At 70.0% G+C, this 18,127-nt stretch carries 20 protein-coding genes; 19 read left to right on the plus strand and 1 reads right to left on the minus strand.

Annotated elements, in window-relative coordinates; translation table 11 throughout:
* Positions 1-550 precede the first annotated feature (550 nt).
* The 18 genes from ACFRCG_RS39860 (at position 551) to ACFRCG_RS39945 (ending at position 12,660) form a co-directional block, all read left to right on the plus strand.
* Complete coding sequence (locus ACFRCG_RS39860) at positions 551-1,048, plus strand: phage terminase small subunit P27 family (protein WP_380040774.1); 498 nt, start codon at positions 551-553, stop codon at positions 1,046-1,048.
* A complete protein-coding gene (locus tag ACFRCG_RS39865; protein WP_380040776.1) occupies positions 1,026-2,759 on the plus strand; it encodes a terminase large subunit in 1,734 nt (577 codons plus the stop codon). The genes ACFRCG_RS39860 and ACFRCG_RS39865 overlap by 23 nt, the downstream gene beginning before the upstream one ends.
* Before the next feature lie 36 nt (positions 2,760-2,795).
* The gene (locus ACFRCG_RS39870) at positions 2,796-4,205 is read left to right on the plus strand and encodes a phage portal protein (protein ID WP_380040778.1); all 1,410 of its coding nucleotides are present in this window, start codon (positions 2,796-2,798) and stop codon (positions 4,203-4,205) included.
* Positions 4,186-5,349 carry a hypothetical protein gene (locus ACFRCG_RS39875; RefSeq protein ID WP_380040780.1) on the plus strand — a complete coding sequence of 388 codons (1,164 nt, stop codon included), beginning with the start codon at positions 4,186-4,188 and terminating at the stop codon, positions 5,347-5,349. The genes ACFRCG_RS39870 and ACFRCG_RS39875 overlap by 20 nt, the downstream gene beginning before the upstream one ends.
* Positions 5,350-5,397: 48 nt before the next feature.
* Positions 5,398-5,928 carry a hypothetical protein gene (locus ACFRCG_RS39880; RefSeq protein ID WP_380040782.1) on the plus strand — a complete coding sequence of 177 codons (531 nt, stop codon included), beginning with the start codon at positions 5,398-5,400 and terminating at the stop codon, positions 5,926-5,928.
* A gap of 51 nt (positions 5,929-5,979) precedes the next feature.
* Entirely contained in the window at positions 5,980-6,942 is a 963-nt protein-coding gene (locus ACFRCG_RS39885; RefSeq protein WP_380040784.1) for a phage major capsid protein, read from the plus strand.
* Between the two features lie 24 nt (positions 6,943-6,966).
* Positions 6,967-7,374, plus strand: coding sequence for a hypothetical protein (locus tag ACFRCG_RS39890; RefSeq protein ID WP_380040786.1), 408 nt, complete (start codon positions 6,967-6,969; stop codon positions 7,372-7,374).
* Positions 7,375-7,385: 11 nt separating this feature from the next.
* On the plus strand, positions 7,386-7,619 hold the full coding sequence (locus ACFRCG_RS39895; protein ID WP_380040788.1) for a hypothetical protein: 234 nt from the start codon (positions 7,386-7,388) through the stop codon (positions 7,617-7,619).
* Between the two features lie 31 nt (positions 7,620-7,650).
* A complete protein-coding gene (locus ACFRCG_RS39900; RefSeq protein WP_380040790.1) occupies positions 7,651-8,610 on the plus strand; it encodes a DUF4082 domain-containing protein in 960 nt (319 codons plus the stop codon).
* 9 nt (positions 8,611-8,619) lie between these two features.
* Positions 8,620-9,003, plus strand: a complete 384-nt coding sequence (locus ACFRCG_RS39905) for a hypothetical protein (RefSeq protein WP_380040792.1) — start codon at positions 8,620-8,622, stop codon at positions 9,001-9,003.
* Positions 9,004-9,016: 13 nt separating this feature from the next.
* Positions 9,017-9,619 carry a hypothetical protein gene (locus ACFRCG_RS39910; protein WP_380040794.1) on the plus strand — a complete coding sequence of 201 codons (603 nt, stop codon included), beginning with the start codon at positions 9,017-9,019 and terminating at the stop codon, positions 9,617-9,619.
* Positions 9,616-9,966: a hypothetical protein gene (locus ACFRCG_RS39915; RefSeq protein WP_380040796.1), complete on the plus strand. Its 351-nt coding sequence runs from the start codon at positions 9,616-9,618 to the stop codon at positions 9,964-9,966. Before ACFRCG_RS39910 ends, ACFRCG_RS39915 begins: the two co-directional genes overlap by 4 nt.
* Complete coding sequence (locus ACFRCG_RS39920) at positions 9,966-10,586, plus strand: hypothetical protein (protein WP_380040798.1); 621 nt, start codon at positions 9,966-9,968, stop codon at positions 10,584-10,586. Before ACFRCG_RS39915 ends, ACFRCG_RS39920 begins: the two co-directional genes overlap by 1 nt.
* A complete protein-coding gene (locus ACFRCG_RS39925; RefSeq protein ID WP_380040800.1) occupies positions 10,583-10,822 on the plus strand; it encodes a hypothetical protein in 240 nt (79 codons plus the stop codon). Before ACFRCG_RS39920 ends, ACFRCG_RS39925 begins: the two co-directional genes overlap by 4 nt.
* A complete protein-coding gene (locus tag ACFRCG_RS39930; protein WP_380040802.1) occupies positions 10,819-11,220 on the plus strand; it encodes a hypothetical protein in 402 nt (133 codons plus the stop codon). Before ACFRCG_RS39925 ends, ACFRCG_RS39930 begins: the two co-directional genes overlap by 4 nt.
* Before the next feature lie 65 nt (positions 11,221-11,285).
* Positions 11,286-11,837, plus strand: coding sequence for a hypothetical protein (locus tag ACFRCG_RS39935; RefSeq protein ID WP_380040804.1), 552 nt, complete (start codon positions 11,286-11,288; stop codon positions 11,835-11,837).
* Between the two features lie 77 nt (positions 11,838-11,914).
* The gene (locus ACFRCG_RS39940) at positions 11,915-12,244 is read left to right on the plus strand and encodes a hypothetical protein (protein WP_380040806.1); all 330 of its coding nucleotides are present in this window, start codon (positions 11,915-11,917) and stop codon (positions 12,242-12,244) included.
* The gene (locus ACFRCG_RS39945) at positions 12,187-12,660 is read left to right on the plus strand and encodes a hypothetical protein (protein ID WP_380040808.1); all 474 of its coding nucleotides are present in this window, start codon (positions 12,187-12,189) and stop codon (positions 12,658-12,660) included. The genes ACFRCG_RS39940 and ACFRCG_RS39945 overlap by 58 nt, the downstream gene beginning before the upstream one ends.
* Here the strand turns inward: ACFRCG_RS39945 and ACFRCG_RS39950 are convergent.
* Entirely contained in the window at positions 12,657-13,190 is a 534-nt protein-coding gene (locus ACFRCG_RS39950) for a hypothetical protein (protein ID WP_380040810.1), read from the minus strand. The two genes, ACFRCG_RS39945 and ACFRCG_RS39950, sit on opposite strands and share 4 nt — an antisense overlap.
* 31 nt (positions 13,191-13,221) lie before the next feature.
* On the opposite strand from ACFRCG_RS39950, the gene ACFRCG_RS39955 reads away from it, so the two are divergent.
* Positions 13,222-18,126 (plus strand): transglycosylase SLT domain-containing protein, encoded by a 4,905-nt coding sequence (locus ACFRCG_RS39955; protein ID WP_380040812.1) that lies wholly within the window; start codon positions 13,222-13,224, stop codon positions 18,124-18,126.
* Position 18,127 lies beyond the last annotated feature (1 nt).

Raw genomic sequence — 18,127 nt, forward strand, 5'->3', positions numbered from 1 at the left:
CACCTGGGCCAAGCGGCGAGCCGACTACCTCACCGCCCGACCCTGGTGCTGCCTCTGCGGCAGCGGCGCTACCGTCGCCGACCACTGGCCGACCAGCCGCCGCGACCTGGTCGCCGCAGGCGTCCGCGACCCCGACGCCGACCACCGACTCCGGCCCCTCTGCACCAGGTGCCACGGCACCGAGACTGCCCGCCACCAGCCAGGCGGCTGGCACGCCGAACGGCCTGCGGATCGACCGCCGTTTTAACCTCGCCACTTTTTATCCGTCGACATTTTTTGTCACGGATTATTTTTTCTTCGACTCGCTTTTTTTCGTCTCTCTTTTTTCTTCCGGTCATTTTTTATCGCTTCGACTTTTTCCTTCGCGATTTTTCGTCTCGGTTTTTCTTCAAGATCCACACACGCGCACGCACGCGCACCCGGGCGGGGGCGCACCCGCGGGCGCGCACGGAGGTCGACCGCCGGGGAGGGAAAGAGCCAGCCCCGGGGCTGGGCCCCTTTGCGCGGATCAACCTAATTCGGACATTTAACTCAAGGGGGTGTAGGGCCTATGGCCGACCCCCACCGCCGCCGCCCACCCCTCCAGGTGGTCCGCGAAGGCAACCCGGGAAAGGGAGTCATCCGCGAAGGCGTCCGCCTGCCGCCCTCGCCCCTGGTCGAACCGAATTGGCTCGACACCTTTCCCACGGTCGAGGACCCGGACCAGCGCGCGGCGAATACCAGGTGCCGAGAAATCGCCCGCCGGGAATGGCGGCGCGTCGTGCCGGTCCTCACGCTGTCCGCCGGCCTGGCGGCGGTGGACACGCAGACGGTGCAGGACTACTGCATTTGCGTGGCCCGCATCGACCAGTGCGAGCGGGACCTGTCGACCCGCGGCATGGTCATCCAGGGCGAGCGCGGCTGGATGAAGAACGGCTCGACCACGATCGCCGGCCAGTACCGGCAGCAGTTGGCCAGGTACATCGGCGAGTTGGGGTTGTCGCCGTCGGCCCGCGGCCGGTTGACGCCGCCGGAGGGCGGGCCCGATGACGACGACGTGTTCGACTGACCGGCTCACCGAGCAGGACGTCGCCGACGGCCTGGTGGTGCCGCGGGCGGCGCTGGCGGCCCTGGGCATGTCGGACGAGGACATCGCCGAAGCGGTCGCTTCACGGCCGCTGGTGGTGGCGTGCCAGGCGCACGAGGAGCCGGGCGCCCGGTTCGACGTTGCCGCCGCGGCGAGGGCGATCCGGGCGATCGAGTCGTTCAAGCACACCAAGGGCCGGTGGGGCAACTCGCCGCTGAAGTTGGCACCGTGGCAGCTCGCCTGGGTGATTGCCCCGGTGTTCGGCTGGCTGGTGCACGACCCGGAACTCGGCCGCGCAGTGCGGGTCGTCCGGGCCTGCTGGGTCGAGGTGCCACGCAAGAACGGCAAGAGCACGCTGAGTTCGGGCGTCGGCCTGACGCTGTTGCTGGCCGACCGGGAGACCGGGGCCGAGGTGTACGCCGCCGCGGGCAGCCTGGTCCAGGCACAGCGCGTGTTCGACGACGCGCGGCGAATGGCGCAGACGTCGAAGGCCGTTCAGGGGCGGGCCGAGGTGCTGACCGGCGTCATCAGGGTCCCGCGGACCGGCGGGGTATTCAGGGCGCTCAGCCGGATTGCCGAGACCGCCCACGGTCTGAATGTGTCCGGCGCGGTGATCGACGAGGTCCACGTCCACAAGAGCCGTGACCTGATCGACGCGATCACGACCGGCACGGGCGCCCGAGACCAGCCCCTGGTGCTGTACATCACGACCGCCGACGACGGCGGTGAGGGCTCGATCTACGACGAGCTGCACGGCTACACCCGCAAGGTCGCCGAGCGGGTGGTCGAGGACCGGGCGCACTACGGCGTTGTGTGGGCGGCGGAGGCCGGGGACGACCCGTTCGCCGAGGCGACCTGGCGCAAGGCCAACCCGGGCCTCGGGACCAGCCCGACCCTGGCCTACATGCGGCGCGAGGCGGCGAAGGCCGAGAGCACGCCCTCGGCTCTGCCGACGTTCAAGCGGCTGTCGCTCAACCTGCGGGAGCGGGCGTCGACCAGGTGGCTGGACATGCCGCTGTGGGACTCGCGCGCTGGCATGGTTGACGAGGCCAAGCTCCGCGGCAAGCGCGCCTGGGGCGGTCTGGATCTGTCGGCGGTCTCCGACCTGTCCGCGTGGGTGCTGGCGGTGGAGTCACCGGAGCCGGGCGTGGAGGTCGAGTTGGTCTCCCGGTTCTGGCTGCCGGAGGAACGGCTTGCCGAGGTCGAGCGGCTGGTGCGTGTGCCGCTCGCCAGGTGGATTCGCGAGGGTTGGCTGACCCTGACCGAGGGCGACGCCATCGACTATGACGCGATCGAGCGTCAAGTCCTTGCCGACTGCAAGCACTTCGACGTGCAACGCGTGGCCTACGACCGCATGTTCGCCGGTCAGCTGGTTCAGAACGTCGACCGGGAGACGCGCCGCGGCGTGGTCCTGGACCCGACCGCCCAGACCTTCCTCGGCCTGGGTTCCGGCTGCAAGGAGTTGGAGCGACTCCTCCGCTCGGATGGCGTCCGCCACGGCGGTCACCCGGTCCTCCGCTGGCACGCCTCTTGCGTCGAGGTGATCGCCGACGGCAACGACAACGTCCGCCCAACCAAGCCGAACCGGGCCAAGAGCAGCAGCCGGATCGACGGCATCCCCGCGACGGTGATGGCCTTGTCGGGCTACCTCCGCCGGCCGAAGCCGAAGTCCCGCCGTGCGGTGGGCTTCTGACCAAGTCAGGGGGTGCCCGTGGCGAAGGAGCATCCCGTGGAGTCGCCGGAGTGGTGGCTTGATCGGCTGTACGACGAACTGCTTGAGCGCCGTGAGTACGCCGAGAAGATGCGCTGCTACTACGACGGCGACCCGCCGCTGCCGCTGATCGCGGAGAAGGCGCGGGATGCGTTCCGTCGGCTCCTTCGCCAGGCCAGGCTGAACGTCGCGGGCTTGGTGGTTGACGCCACGGCCGAGCGCATGCAGATCGACGGTGTCCGTCTCGGTGATGCCGAGACCGGCGACCCGGCCGCGTGGCGGATCTGGCAGGGCAACAACCTGGACGCGGACTCCGATCTGCTGATCACGGAGGCGGTCAAGGTCGGCCGGTCGTTCGCGCTCGTCGCCCCGAACCCGGCCGACCAGGCGATGCCGCTGGTGACGCCCGAGGACATGACGCAGGCGATCGTCGCCTACCGGCCGGGCAACCGGCGCGAACGGGTCGCCGGGCTGAAGACATGGATGGACGACTGGACGGCGAAGCTCATGGCGACGCTGTACCTGCCGACCGGCCTGTGCAAATTCGAGGCTCCGGAGCCCCGCAAGGGGCTCGGCGGTCGGCCGCGCTGGGTACGCCGCGAGGTCCCGGGCGAGGCATGGCCGGCGCCGAACCCGCTTGGCGTGGTGTCCCTGGTCGAGCTACGCAACCGGCCGACACTGCTCGGCGGCGCCTACTCGGAGCTGCACGACGTGACGGACGTGCAGGACCGGATCAACAAGACGCTGATCGACAGGCTCATGGCCCAGGAGTTCAGCGCCTACAGGCAGCGGTGGATGACTGGGTACGAGGTGCCGGTCGACGACAACGGCCAGGCGATCGAGCCGTTCAAGGCGGCTGTGGACAGGCTGTGGATCATCGAGGACGAGAGCGTCAAGCTCGGCGAGTTCAGCCAAACGGACCTCGCTCCGTACCTGGCGGCGGTCGAGGCGGACATCCAGCACATGGCCGCCCGCACCCGCACCCCGAGCCAGTACCTGCTCGGCACGATGGCCAACGTGTCCGGCGACGCCTTGAAAGCGGCGGAATCCGGGCTGGTCAGCAAGGTCAGGCAGCGGCAGCGGCCGATCGGCGAAGGCGTCGAGGAGATCGTCCGCCTGGCTCTGCGTGCGGCCGGCGACCCGCGCCCGACCGACCGCGCCGAGATCATCTGGCACAACCCCGAGTTCCGGACCGAGGGTGAACTGGTCGACGCCCTGGTCAAGATGTCGTCGCTCGGCGTACCGCGCGAGGCGCTATGGGAGCGATGGGGTGCGTCGCAGACGGAGATCGCCAGGTGGCGCATCCTCCAGGCGGACGCCGCGGCGAGGGTGATGGGCGGGGACCTGGCGTCGCTGCTCGGTCCGAAACCGCCGCTCACGACGGCGACGCAGGACCCGGGTGGTCTCGGTGGCCCCGCCAACGCCTGAGGAGATCACCGCCGCCCGGGCCGCGCAGTCGGCGGCGATCCAGCAGGCGGTGATGCAGCGGGTCCAGGAGATCTGGTCCCAGATGCAGTCGGCCCGGATTGTGCTGGAGATGAGCGGGGACGCCGGCCGGGCGATCCTCAACGCGGTCTTGGCCGGACAGCTCACCGTGGCCCAGGGTGCGCAGCAGTTCGTCGAGGCGTGCATGGGCGCGACGGCCGGTGCGACCGGTGCCACGGGGGCGACGGGTGCCGCCGCGGCAGCCGCTCTCGCGGGTGGTCCGCCTCCGGCGCCGCCGCTGCCGCTGGTTCCGGCGACGTTCGCCGGGACGGCGTCCGACGGCCGGCCGCTGGAGTCGCTGCTGTACATCCCGGCGATCACGGTCGCGGACCGGCGGGCGGCGGGCGAGTCCGACGAGGACGCGATGCTGGCGGGTCTGTCACAGATGACGCGGATCGTGTCGACGCAGATCGCGGACATCGCCCGGGAGGCCGACGAGGTCGCGATGGTCGCCGACAACCGGGTGGTCGCCTATGTGCGGGTGGTGGAGCCGCCTGCGTGCTCGCGGTGCATCCTCCTGGCGGGCCGGATCTACAAGATCCTCGAAGCCAAGTTCGCACGCCACCCGAACTGCGACTGCGGGAAACGCCCGCTCAAGGCGTTGACCGATGACGAGTACGACCTGGCCACGAACCCGGACGCCCTGTGGGAGGCGATGAGCGAGAGGGAGCGCGTCCGGACGTTCGGGTCGCGCGGCGCTCAGGCGATCACCGAGGGCAGCGACATGGGCCAAGTGGTCAACGCCCGCCGCGGCATGAACACCGCGACCGCCTACGGCCACCGGGTGCAGACGACCACGGAGGGCACGACACGGCGCGGTCACGCCTACCACCGGATGCGGCAGGTCGGACTGATCAACGAGGTCAACGACGTCATGGTCCCGGGTCAGCGGGTGATGCGGACGATGACGCCGCGGCTGATGCCGGAGGAGATCTACCGGCTGGCGGACGGGGACCGGGAGCACGCCCAGCGGCTGCTCTACAACCACGGCTACCTGGCCGTCGGCCCGGCCCGGCAGGCCGGGTTCTTGGACGAGAACTACCGCTACGTCCCGGGCAGTACGCGCGGCCGGCCGCCGTCCACGTGAGTTTCCCCGCCGCGAGGGTGGGGCGTTTGATGAGAGGAGTCGGCCGCGATGGCTGACGACCAGGGCACGACCAGCACCGACGGCACGACCGCGCAGGACCCCGCGACGGGGACCACGCAACCGGCCCGCGAGACCTTCCCGGACGGGTTGGGGGATGCGGGCAAGCGGGCGCTCACGGAGGAGCGGGAAGCGCGGCGCGAAGCCGAGCGGACCGCGACCGAGCGCCAGAAGCAGCTCGACGCGGCGACCGCCGAGCTGCAGCAGTTCCGCGATCGCGACAAGACCGAAGCGGAGAGGCTCGCCGAGCGAGCGGCTACCGCCGAGGCCACGGCCGCGACCGCGCAGAGCCGGCTCATGAAGTACGAGGTGGCCGCCGAGAAGCGGCTCCCTCCGACGCTCGCGGCGCGCCTTCAGGGCTCGACCCGGGAGGAGCTGGCGGCAGATGCCGACGCGCTCCTGGCCGACCTCGGCAAGCAGCAGCAGGCGATGGCGCCGAGCTTCGACGGCGGCGTGCGCACAACCGCAGCGGCACCCGCCGACATGAACACCTTGATCCGCCGCGCGGCGGGCCACCAGTAACCATCTCCGGCCCGGGCTGATCCGGCCGGCCTACGAAAGGCAGGCCCAGCCGTGGCCTACGACAACGTCACCAGCCGCACGGATGCGGCGGCGCTCATTCCCGAAGAGGTCTCGAAGGAGATGCTCGGCAAGGCGACCGAACAGTCGGCCGTCCTGAGCATGTTCAAGCGGGTGCCGGTCGGCCGTGCCCAGGTCCGGTTCCCGGTCCTGTCGGCGCTGCCGCTGGCGTACTGGGTGACGGGTGACACCGGTCTGAAGCAGACGACCGAGGTCAACTGGACCAACAAGTACCTCAACATCGAAGAGATCGCCACGATCATGCCGATCCCGGACAACGTCCTCGCAGACGTGGACGCGAACGTGTGGGACGAGGCGATGCCGCTGCTGACCGAGGCATTCGGCCGAGTCCTGGACACCGCCGTGTTCTTCGGGACGAACGCGCCGGGAAGCTTCCCGACCAACATCCTGTCGGCGGCGACCGCCGCAGGGAACAGCGTCAACGAAGGGTCCACCGCCGCGCAGGGCGGGTTCTACGGCGACATCGACAACGTGTACGAGAAGGTCGAGGCGGACGGTTTCGAGGTCAACGGCTGGGTGGCGTCGACCGGAGCGAAGTCCAAGCTCCGCCGGGCCCGCGACACCCAGGGCCGCAAGCTCGACGAGGCTCGCGTGTCGGGCGCACTCGACATGCTCGACGGCTACCCGATCTCCTACCCGATGCGGGGCCTGTTCCCGGCTGCGGGCGGCGTGGGCGTGGACGGGGTCCGCCTCTTCGGCGGCGACTGGTCGCAGTTCGTCGTGGGTGTCCGCCAGGACATCACGCTGAAGGTGCTCGACCAGGCGGTCATCCAGGACAACACGGGGGCGATTGTCTACAACCTGGCCCAGCAGGACATGACGGCCGTTCGCCTCACGTTCCGGGTCGGGTGGCAGGTGGCGAACACGCTGAACAACGAGCAGCCGACCGAGGCGTCCCGCTACCCGGTGGGCGTCCTGAAGACCGTCGGCGCCTGACCCATCGAGTAGAGAGGCGACCCCATGCCTGACACCGCTCCCTTCGTGCGGGTCATCGAGGCCGACGTCCCCGCAGTCAGCACGGCCGGGAACGACGACGACACGGTGCTGTTCCAGGCGCCGTTCAACTGCACGGTCACCACCGTCGAGTACGTGCCGGAGTCGGCGATCACCGGCGCCGACACGAACAGCCGGACGCTGTCCCTGGTCAACAAGGGCGCCGCCGGCTCGGGTTCCACGAGCGTGGCGTCCCTGGCGCTCACATCCGGCGTGAACGCCACGGCGTACAACGAGCGCACGATCACGCTCTCGGGCACCGCCGCGAACCTGGACCTGGCCGCGGGTGACACGCTGCAGTGGCGGTCGGTCCACGTGGGTACCGGCATTACCGACCCCGGGGGCCTGGTCCGCGTGACCGTGGCCCGCCGCTGAGGAGGCGCACCATGGCGACACGCAAGCCCGAACCGGAGCCGGAGACCAAGACGCTGCCGCCGGACCCGGCGGTGGCACCCCTCCAGGAGGCGACCGACGAAGCCACGGAGCGCGGGTTCCTCGGGGTCGAGACCGACCCGACGCCGAACTCGGCATACACCGTGGCGGGCGTCCTGGCGGGCGAGCCGACTCCGGAGACCGATCCGGATGCGGCGGCCGCCGCACGCAAGGCATCGCACGGCTGACCTCCGCTCGCCGACCGGTCGGGGGTGAGCGGTGACGACGTACACGCTGTGGCCCGCCACGAACGGTCCGGCGACGGACTCGGCCACCGACCCCATCAGCCTCGGCACCCAGTTCGACATCACCGCCACCGGGTGGCTCGTCGGATATCGCGTGTGGCGGGCGACGCCCGGTGACACGGGCGTCACCGCCGCGGCGTTCGCGGTCGGCACTGCAGTGCCCCTCTCGGGGAGCGTCGTCTCCGTACCCGACAGCGGAACGGGTTGGCTCACGGTCCCGATCACCGCGATCCCCCTGGCGGTCGGTGTCTCGCACATCGCGGTCGCCCATCACTCGGTCCGCTACCCGGGTACCGGCGGCTACTGGCTGGCGGGTCAGCCCGGCGGGTCGGGCCACACCGAGGGGATCCTGCACGCGCCGCCCGACAGCGCGGTGCCCGCCGGGCAGGGTCGGTTCCTGGAGGGGCCGTCGATTGCCGAGCCCACCCAGACGTATCAGGGCGGCTGTTACTGGATCGCTCCAATCGTCAGCGACGAGGATCCGGCCGGCGTTACGGCGTCGGGTTCGGCGGCTGCGGCCGGTTCCGCGTCCGGTGTTCGGGGCGTGGTCGGTTCAACCTCCGGTTCGGCATCGACCTCCGGCTCGGCGACGGGCGGACGCGCGGCGGTTGCGGTCGCGTCCGGCGGTGCGACCGCGACCGCTTCGGCCGACGGCGGTCGCCTGGCGATTGCCGTCGCATCAGGCTCTGCGGAGTCGGCGGCGAACGCGGACGCTGGCCGTATCGCGGTCGCTGGCGCGAGCGGCTCGGCGGCGACATCGGCATCTGCGGCCGGGATTCGCACCGCAGTTGCCGCCGCCTCCGGCACCGCGTCAGGTTCCGGCCTGGTTGACGGCGACGGGCGCATCGCGCTCGGCGGCGGTCTCTCGACCGGCCAGGCTGCCATCCACCCGCTGATCCGCAGGCCCCGACGGGGCATCATCCATCGCCCCTGAGGAGGCGGCATGGCCGGGAATCTGCCCGACACAATCGAGGCGGGGCTGCTCGACCACCTGCATGGTGTGGCGACGCTGACAGTCACCGGGCCGCTCAAGTGCCGGTTGATGACAGCGGCAGGCAGCGACAGCACGGCGGGCACCGAAGTGACCGGCGGCTCCTACGCGTCGCAGACGATCACGTTCAGCGCGGCCTCGGCGGGCGCCACCAGCAACTCCGGCGCCCTGTCGTTCACGTCGATGCCTGCATGCACGGTGGTGGGCGTCGAGATCTGGGACAGCAGCGGAACGCCGAAGCGGCTGTGGTACCTGCCGCTGTCGTCCTCGAAGACCTTGCAGGCCGGCGACACGTTCAGCCTCGCTGCGGGCGCGGTTACCGTCTCGCTCGACTGAGAGGCGGTCCCGCATGAGCCTGCCCCTTCTCGCGTCCGGCGTGGACCTGGCGACGTACATGCAGCAGGACATCGACCTTGCCGCCGCCGAACTGGCCCTGCGCACGGCATCGGCGGCGATCCGCCGCTGGACCCGCCAGGACATCACCCTGGTCGTCGGCGACGTGGCCACGTTGCGCGGCGGCGAGCGGGTCCTGTCTCTGCCGCAGCGTCCACTCGTGGTGGGCACCGACCATCCGCTGACCGTGGTCGAGTTGGCCGAGTGGGGCTCGCCGTCACAGACCCTGGTTGAGGAGCTGGGCTATTCGCGGCTCGGCAACGAACTCACCCGCGGACACCCCGAGTACCTGGGCTCATGGCGAGGTTGCGTATGGGCTCCGCGGGTGCGGGTCACGTACTCGCACGGGTACGCCGAGGTACCCGACGACATCGCGGGGGTCGCGCTCGACCTGGCTGCGGCAACTCTCGCCAACCCGAACCGGCTGCGGTCGGAGACGGTCGGCGGCGAGTCGGTGGTGTACACGGTGGAGACGTTCGGCACGGGGTCGCTGACCTCGTCGCACCGGGAGATCCTGGAGGGCTATCGCCGGTCGGCGTACTCGGTGAGGATGCGATGAGCCTCATGTACGTGCAGTCGATCGTGATCGTGCGGGCGCCGCTGGTGGCGGACCGGTACGGGTCCGAGCAGCGTGACTGGGACGCGGCGACCCGCACGCCCGTGGACGGCGTCAACGTGCAGCCGGCCGGGGCGCCGGCGCAGTCGACGGAGTACATCGCCGATCGGCAAACGACCGCAACCGGGTGGCGGCTGTACACGCAGCGCGGGATGGACCTGGACCTGCGGGAGACGGACCGGGTCGAGTTCGACGGGATGACGCTGGAGGTCGACGGCAAGGTGGGCCGATGGCCCCGGCCGGGCGGTGGGGTGCATCACGTCGAGGCCGAGTTGATGGAGGTGGACTGATGCCTCAGCAGTTCATCAGAAATCCGGCCCTGTTCCTGGAGCTTGCGCGGTCGGACGACGTTCGCGACGCCCTCAAGGACAAGGCGGACACGGGCCACACGCGGCTGCTCGCGACCGCGCCGACCTACACGGGGCCGACGTTCTCACCGGCTCACGTGAGAGCGGGCGAGTATGCGGCGATGTCGTTCAGCCACACGGTCATGGGGGCCACCGGCTGGCGGGCCCAGTACGGGTCGGATGCGCCGTGGACGCTCCAGGTCGAGTACGGCACGGGCAAGATCAAGAGAACCAGGCGCCGGGTTGTCACCGAGACGATCGACCTCAGCAAGCGCCCTCGGCTGGACATGCGCAAGCGCCACCGCGTGGATTTGTCGAAGAGGTCGCGGGTGAACCTCACCAAGGGCATCAGCCTGACCAAGAGCCGCGGAGGGCGCGGCGGCTCCGGTGGTGGACCCGGCGGCCCGGGCGGCGGTGGAGGCGGGGGCGGTGGTGGCGGGCCTCGCCGGATCGTCACCTACATCACGACGTCGCGGCGGACCCGCACGCCCCAGGGCGGCTACAACCTCAAGACCCGCGTCCTCTACAAATCGCTGATGTCCATGAGAGTGAGGACGAGATGACCCGGATCCGACTGGCACATTGGCACGACGGCCACGCACCCGGTGACGAAATCGAAGTGGACAGCGACCAGTTGCGCGCATTGCAGCGGGACGGTCGAGTTGCTGAGGTGCTGCCAGCGTACGACGAAGGTGGCGTCCTGCCACCAGGGGTGGTCGAGGCGGTCAACGAGACAGGCGCTCCTGAGCCAGTGGTGACCGCGCCGAAGCGGGGCCGCAAGGCGGAGACCACCGAGTGACCGACCCGCTGCCCATCGTCCCGTTCCCCGACGTTGAGGCCCTGGTCGTCGCGTTCCTGACGCCACGACTGCCCGGCGTGACGGTGGCGTCCGAGTGGCCGGAGGATCTGGCCGAGCACCTGCCGGTCGTGGCCGTCTCGCGCGTTGGCGGCGCCACCGAACTGCGGTACGTCCTCGAGGACGTAGCCATTGACCTCGACGTCCTGGCCGCCAGCAAAGCCGGCGCCCAAGATCTGGTGCAGTCCGTTCGCGCGCTGCTGCTGACGGCGCCATCGAATCCGACGCCGGGCGCGCGCATCTACTTGGTCACCGATGACGCCCTCGTGTGGGTGCCGGATCCGGTGACCGAGCTGCCGCGGTACGTCCTCACTTGCACGCTGCGGGTCCGCCCCGCCTAACCCCCCAATTCCTCTCCCGCCGGCGGTTGTCGAGCGGGCATTCGGCATGCCCAGGAGGCAGCGCAATGGCGAACAACGGCGACAACGTCAGGGTTGGTCTCGACGGCAAGATCCTGATTGCTCCCAAGGGCACGACCGCGCCCGTCGATCTCGTCTCCTCGTGGGCGGCGGGCTGGGTCGACCTCGGCTACCTGTCGGACGACGGCTGCGAAATGCAGTACTCGACGAGCACCGATGACATCAAGGCGTGGCAGTCGCTGTCCCCGGTCCGCAAGATCCTGACCGGCATCGACCTGACGCTTCAGTTCACCGCGCTTGAGTTGAAGAAGGACGTCGTGACCTTGTACTTCCCCTCGGCGTCGATCTCGACGTCGGGTGGTGTGTCGACGCTGGCGATCCCGTCGGCGCCGGACCCGGACGAGCGCGCGCTCGGCCTGGAGTGGACCGACGGCGCGGTGACGAACCGCCTGGTCGTCGCGCGCTGCGAGATCACCGACCGCGGCTCGATCACCACCTCCCGCGGCGGCGCCGTCGGCCTCCAGATGACGGCATCGGCCTACGCCACCTCGGCGCCGGAGATCGCCACCTGGCTGAGCAACGACCCGTCCTGGGCGTAACCCCTGATCGTCCGCCCGGCCCGGCCGCGGGTCCGCGCCGGGCGGACCACAACCCGCATACCCGTAAGGAGATCAGCATGGCTGCCAAAGACGCCCCCCGAAAGGTCACTTCGCTCGATGCGCTCGCGAAGCAACGCCGCGATGCGATGCCCGAGCCGTCGGACTTCGAGCTGTCCGGCGTGCAGTTCACGCTGCCGCCGATGAAGCTTCTGCCGATCGAGATGCAGGAGCGTGTCGGCAATATGCAGGACGGCTACGCGGTCCTGAAGGACGTGCTCGGCGCGGAGAAGATCAAGGAAATGTTCAAGGCCGGTTACACGTTCGATGACCTCGAACTGATCCACGAGGAGTGGCAGGCCCGGTCCGGCCTGGAGCCGGGGGAATCGCAGGCCTCGCCCACCTCCTGAGGGAGCACGGCGAGGCCATCGAGGCCGACCTCCTGCGCTACTACCAGGTGGACCTGCTGGACCTGTACCGCGGCGAGATGTCGTGGCGCCGGCTGCGGGTGCTGATCCGGTACCTGCCGGTCGAGTCCGCCACGTCACGCGCCATGCAGCCGCGGGATCCGAAGGACGAGTTCTGGGCCGACCCGATGGACCGGCGTATGGCGGCTTGGCTGGTCAACGCCGTGCGTGAGAACACCTACGCCACGATCCTGCTCAACGGCGATCCGAAAAAGGTCAAGCGGATCCGGCCGCCGAAGCCGATCGGACCCGAGGCCGAGGCCGATACGGGGCGGAGCGGCGTGATCCGGTTCGGTGGTCGACACGGTTCCGGGGCCAAGGAGTTGGCTGCCGTGTTCGGCGGTCCTGCTGGCGGCTAGGCCGCCCGAGGCTTGACCGACTTCAGGATCTTCAGGGCCGGCGGGCGGGACATGTTGCCGCGCACCCTGTGGGCAATGTTGTTGGCGCTGATGCCGCCGAACTTGTGAGCGTCTCGCATGGCCTCGGAGAGTTCGTCGCGGGCGCGGTCTGCGGCAATGTCCGCTGCCGCGCTCGCCTCGATGGCAACCTCCAAGGCCGCGACCACCTCGTTCGGGGCGGGCGTGGGGTCGTCGATGGTGATGCTGACGCCGTCCTCGCGGATGACCTCGACGATGGCGGGGAGCCCGGCGTAGTCGCCGTGGGCGCCTTCGAGCCACTCGCTCAGGAGGATCCGTCCGAAGTCGTGGATGGTGCCGGCCCATTCGACGCTTCCGGAGTCCGCCGGAGTGGCCCACCCGTTCTCGGTTGCGTTGGCGACGGCGGGGACGCGGATCTCGAATCGGTGCTGCATGACAACCCCTAAGTAGTGGTCAACCGCTTGACCACCAATGTAGTAGTCAAAGCATTGACCAGTCAAGTGATTGACCATCACCAATCTCTAGGCGTCAGGGGGTGTCCTGATGCCGGGTGCCGGCGTGCTTGTGGGTCGCGGATACATCGAGATCCGCCCGGAGTTCACGGGCGACTGGGACCGCAACCTCAACAACCAGGTCGGGCGGTCCGGGGCCAACGCGTCGAGTGCCTTCAGCAAGGCGTTCGGCAAAGGGATGGCCGGGCTGGGCGCCATCGTCAAGACGTCGCTCGCTGGTGCCGGCTTGGCCACGGCGGCGGCGGGCGCCCAGCAGCTCGGGACCGCGCTGGTCGCGGCGTCCGCCGTCGCCGCCCCGGCACTGGCCACCATCGGCACCGCCGGGGCGGCGATCGGCGTCGGCCTGAAAGGCGTCGGCGCCGCGTTCAAGGCATTCGACTCTGCCGCGGCCGACGCCGGTAAGGCCGCGGCGGCGACCCGCGCGGTGGAGTCCGCGCAGCGTTCCCTGGCCAAGGCCCAGGAGGGCGTGGCCGACGCGCGGGCTTCCGCTGCCCGCCGGGTGCGCGACGCCGAGCAGTCCCTGCGGGACGCGCAGCGCGACGAGCTGACCGCACAGCAGGACCTGACGACCGCCCGGCGGGATGCGACCCGTCAGTTGCAGGACATGAACGACCGCCTTGCGGACGGCGCCTTGGACCAGCGCGAGGCGGCGCTGCGGGTCGAGGAGACCCGTCGGGAGTTGGAGACCGCGCGGGCGAGCGGCGACAGGTTGGCGATTGAGCGGGCCCAGCTCGCCGCCGACCGGGCGGTGCAGTCGGCGTCGGAGCAGTCGACCGCCTATCAGCGGCTCCAGGTCGACGCGGAGAAGGCCAACCGGGCTGGCGTCGAGGGTTCGGACACGGTCCTTGCCGCGAAGGAGCGGTTGTCCGCCGCCGACCGCCGGGTCGCCGCAGCACAGCAGGGCCTGACCGATGCTCAGGTCGACGGCAGCAAGCAGATCCGCGACGCCCAGCAGGCGGTCGCGGACGCTGCTCGCGCGCTCGCCGACGCCCAGGCTGCGGCTGCCGCGCAGACGAGCGCGGTCGAGACGGCCATGGCCAAGCTCACCCCGTCGGCGCGGGAGTTCGTTCTCGCTGTCAAGGAGATGGCCCCCGCCTGGGGCGAGGTGCGCAAGGCCACCCAGGAGCCGCTGTTCGCCGGGCTCGGCGCTTCGTTCAAGGAGATGTCGGGCCAGATCATCCCGGACATCCGGGCCGGTCTCGCCGGGGCTGCGGGCGAGCTGAACCTGATGGCCCGCAACTGGATGTCGGCCGTCGCCGAGATCTCCAGGGTCGGGCTGCTCACCCAAATCTTCGACAACGCCAACAAGTCGCTGGCCGACTTCGCGAGGTGGCCGGCAGAGGCCACGCGAGGGTTCGCCCAGCTCACGGTGGCGGCCGGTCCGGCGTTCAGCCGACTGACAGCCCAGGCGGGCGAGGCGTCGACCCGGTTGTCCCAGACGATGGACCGGGCGTTCGCCAGCGGTGCGATGCAGCGCGGCATCGAGTCCGGCATCCAGGTCATCGGCCAGTTCATCGGTGTCATCGGCGACCTCGGCAAAGTCGTCCTCAACGTCTTCTCCGCCGCCCAGGCCACGGGCAACTCCCTGCTCGGAGCAATCGGCAAGGGGATCGCGGAGCTTGCGCGGATTACCGCACTGCCGCAGGTCCAGGCCGCGCTCACCAAGATCTTCCAGGCGATGGGCCAAGTCGCCACGGCGACGGTTCAGGTCATCGGCTCGGTCATCCAGGCCGTACTGCCACTGCTCGCGGCGATCGCCCCGGTGATCGGCCAGATCGCCGCGACCCTGGGCCCGGTCCTGGCGCAGGTGGCGACCGCTCTGGGGCAGGCGCTGATGCCGATCCTTCAGGCGGCGCTGCCGGTGCTCCTGAGCTTCGGCACAGCGATCACCCAGGTGTTCGTGGCCCTGACGCCTCTGCTTGCCCCGATCGGCCAGATCATTACGGCGATCGTCCAGGCAGCGAGCGCGCTGATCATCCCGCTCCAGACGGTGATCGTGCAGTTGGTCCAGGCGTTCGCTGGCCCGCTTACGACCGCGCTCACGGCGGTCGTCCCGGTCATCCAGCTCCTGGGTAGTGCGTTCGGGCAGATCTTTGCGGCCCTGGCGCCGTCACTCCAGCCGTTGATTGCGGGGCTGGGCCAGATCGTGACGGTGCTCGCGATCCACTTCATCGGCGCGCTTCAGCAGGTCATGGCGGCACTGACGCCGCTGATCCCGGTGCTGGTAACGCTGGCCACCTCGGTGGTCGGCGCCCTGGTCGACCTGCTCCCGACCGTGGTGCCGGTCGTCAGCATGCTCGCCGACGCCTTCGTGTCGGTGCTGACCGCACTGCTGCCGCTGATCCCTCAGTTGGTGCAGCTCGAAGTAGGCCTGCTCCAGGCGCTCTTGCCGATCCTCCCGGCGATTGCCCCGCTGTTCACAGCGATTGCCGAGGCCCTGGTTGGGATCGTCAAGGCGATCGTGCCGCTGATCCCTGTGGGGGTGCAGCTCGTCACGTCGGTGCTCGGTGCTCTGTTGCCGATCCTGCCGACGGTTGCGCAGACCGTGGGCATCCTCGCGCAGGCGCTGATCGCGCTGCTGCCGCCGGTGGTTGACATCGTCGGGCAGCTCGCTGGCGACCTGGTGCCGATCATCAAGGATTTGACGCCGACGCTGACCGAGGTCGCGCGCGTGGTTGCGTCCGGGCTGGCGAAGATCCTGCCGACCCTGGCGGAGGCGTTCGTCCAGTTGGTCACGGCGGCGATTCCGATTCTGCCGGTGGTGGGCCAACTCGCCGGGATGCTGGTGCAGCTCGGCGGTGAGGTCCTTGCTCAGTTGATGCCGTCGCTGGTGCAGCTGATTGACGCGGCGGTGACCCTGGTCGTCGCTCTGCTGCCGCTGATCCCGCCGCTGGCGACGATCATCAGCCTGGCGGTCACCCTCGCGGTCACGGTGCTGGCGACGGTCCTGCCGCCGCTGGTGACCCTGGCCGGGTGGCTGGTCGAGGGCCTGGCGTGGGCTGTCGGTGTGGCCATCTCGGCGGTTGCGGAGATCGTCAACTGGTTCGCGACCCTGGGCACGACGGCGAGCGACCTGTGGTGGACGATCTCGCAGGTGTTTCAGTGGATCGGCGCGGCTGCGTCGAGCCTGTGGACGGACAAGATCCAGCCCGCGATCAGCTCGATCCTGGGCGGGCTCGCCTCGTTCGGGTCGGGCGTGCGAGCGCTGTGGGACGAGAAGATTTGGCCCGTTTTCAGCTGGATCGGCAACAAGGTTGCCGACACGCTGCACGGGATCGAGACGGGGTTCCAGTCGACCGTGGACGCGGTGGGCCGGATCTGGGTCGGCCTCCAGGAGGTCGCCGCCGCTCCGGTGCGGTTCGTCGTGGACAAGGTCTACAACAGCGGTATCAGGTCGGTCTGGAACTTCGTGGCCGGCAAGGTGGGCCTGCCGCAACTCGACGCTGTTCAGCTCGGTTTCGCGCTCGGCGGTGTGGTGCCGGCGGGCGCCTACGGTGTGCTGCCCGGGTATGCGCCGGGCCGGGACACGATGCTCGCGGCGGTGTCGCCGGGTGAGGCGTGGTTGCGGCCGGAGGCGGCCCGGTGGCTGGGTCGCGACGGCGTGGACGAGATCAACTACCGCGCCCGGACCGGCAGCCTGCCGGCGTTCGGGTTCGGCGGCATCGTCGGGTCGGTCGTCGACAAGGTCACGGGCGGCATCAAGTCAATCCCGGGTGTCGGCAGCGTCATCGACAAGATCGGCGAAGTCATCCGGGGCGGGCTCGCGAAGGCCGCCGAGATCGGAATGTCGCCGATCCGCGCGCTCATCAACTCGATGCCGGGTGGCTCCGACTGGGTCGACGCGATCAAGAAGTTGCCGCTCGCCGGGATCGACGCCCTGATCGACAAGCTGAAGGGCGAGGACGCCGCAGCGACGGGCGGCGCCCAGGTCGCGAAGGCACTCGACTGGGCGAAGACACAGGACGGCAAGCCGTACCAGTGGGGTGGCGGCGGCAATCCGTCGTGGGACTGCTCCGGGTTCATGGCCGCGATTGAGCAGGTCATCCTCAACAAGGCGCCCAGCCGGCTGTTCACGACGTTCGACTTCCAGGGCTCCCGGGCGCCGGAGGGCTGGAAGCAGAACCTGGATGCCCCGTTCCGGGTGGGCGTCACGAACGCCGGTGTCGGCCACATGGCCGGAACCCTGGCTGGCGTCAACGTCGAGTCGCGCGGCGGCGACGGCATCGTGGTCGGCAGTCGGGCGCGCGGGTGGAACGACCCCCTGTTCACGGCGAACTACGGCTTCATGCCCTCGCTCCAGAGCGCGGGTGGCCCGGTCCCGACCGGCCAGCTCCTGGCGTGGATCGACGCCGCCCTGTCCGCGACGGGAACGCCTCCGCCGGGGACGCTCGACCAGTGGCGGTCGGGCATGGCCACGCTCATCGGCCGCGAGTCCGGCGGCAACCCGCGGGCAATCAACACGACCGACAGCAACGCCCGCGCTGGGATCCCCAGCCAGGGCCTCGCTCAGGTCATCCCGCCGACGTTCGCCGCCTACCGCGTGGCATCGCTGGCGAACGACATCCTCGACCCGGTGGCGAACATCGCCGCGAGCATCAACTACATCAAGGCTCAGTACGGGAACATCAGCGGCGTCCAGCAGGCCAACCCGAACCTGCCGCCGCGGGGCTACGACTCGGGCGGCTGGCTCCAGCCCGGCGACACCCTGGCGATGAACCGCACGGGTGCCCCCGAGCCGGTGCTGACATCGGGTCAGTGGGCAACGATGCAGCGCGCCGCCGAGGCCGGCATGACCGGCGGTGGGCTCCGGTCGGGCGACTCGCTCAACCTCGTCATCGAGGACGGCGTCACCGTGCGGGCCTATGTCGACGGCCGGGTCGACGCCGGGCAGGACCGGGCGGCCCGTCACCTGGATCTCGGGCCGAGGGGATGGTGAC

The sequence above is a fragment of the Embleya sp. NPDC056575 genome, from assembly GCF_042793325.1.
Taxonomy (GTDB): Bacteria; Actinomycetota; Actinomycetes; order Streptomycetales; family Streptomycetaceae; genus Embleya.

Excerpts from the sequence above, each read along its gene's own strand:
- ACFRCG_RS39905 (WP_380040792.1), top strand. The coding sequence starts at position 8,620 with ATGGCCGGGAATCTGCCCGACACAATCGAGGCGGGGCTGCTCGACCAC.
- ACFRCG_RS39880 (WP_380040782.1), top strand. The coding sequence starts at position 5,398 with ATGGCTGACGACCAGGGCACGACCAGCACCGACGGCACGACCGCGCAG.
- ACFRCG_RS39955 (WP_380040812.1), top strand. The coding sequence starts at position 13,222 with ATGCCGGGTGCCGGCGTGCTTGTGGGTCGCGGATACATCGAGATCCGC.
- ACFRCG_RS39950 (WP_380040810.1), bottom strand. The coding sequence starts at position 13,190 with ATGGTCAATCACTTGACTGGTCAATGCTTTGACTACTACATTGGTGGT.
- ACFRCG_RS39940 (WP_380040806.1), top strand. The coding sequence starts at position 11,915 with ATGGCTGCCAAAGACGCCCCCCGAAAGGTCACTTCGCTCGATGCGCTC.
- ACFRCG_RS39935 (WP_380040804.1), top strand. The coding sequence starts at position 11,286 with ATGGCGAACAACGGCGACAACGTCAGGGTTGGTCTCGACGGCAAGATC.
- ACFRCG_RS39910 (WP_380040794.1), top strand. The coding sequence starts at position 9,017 with ATGAGCCTGCCCCTTCTCGCGTCCGGCGTGGACCTGGCGACGTACATG.
- ACFRCG_RS39890 (WP_380040786.1), top strand. The coding sequence starts at position 6,967 with ATGCCTGACACCGCTCCCTTCGTGCGGGTCATCGAGGCCGACGTCCCC.
- ACFRCG_RS39920 (WP_380040798.1), top strand. The coding sequence starts at position 9,966 with ATGCCTCAGCAGTTCATCAGAAATCCGGCCCTGTTCCTGGAGCTTGCG.
- ACFRCG_RS39915 (WP_380040796.1), top strand. The coding sequence starts at position 9,616 with ATGAGCCTCATGTACGTGCAGTCGATCGTGATCGTGCGGGCGCCGCTG.
- ACFRCG_RS39865 (WP_380040776.1), top strand. The coding sequence starts at position 1,026 with ATGACGACGACGTGTTCGACTGACCGGCTCACCGAGCAGGACGTCGCC.
- ACFRCG_RS39895 (WP_380040788.1), top strand. The coding sequence starts at position 7,386 with ATGGCGACACGCAAGCCCGAACCGGAGCCGGAGACCAAGACGCTGCCG.
- ACFRCG_RS39925 (WP_380040800.1), top strand. The coding sequence starts at position 10,583 with ATGACCCGGATCCGACTGGCACATTGGCACGACGGCCACGCACCCGGT.
- ACFRCG_RS39860 (WP_380040774.1), top strand. The coding sequence starts at position 551 with ATGGCCGACCCCCACCGCCGCCGCCCACCCCTCCAGGTGGTCCGCGAA.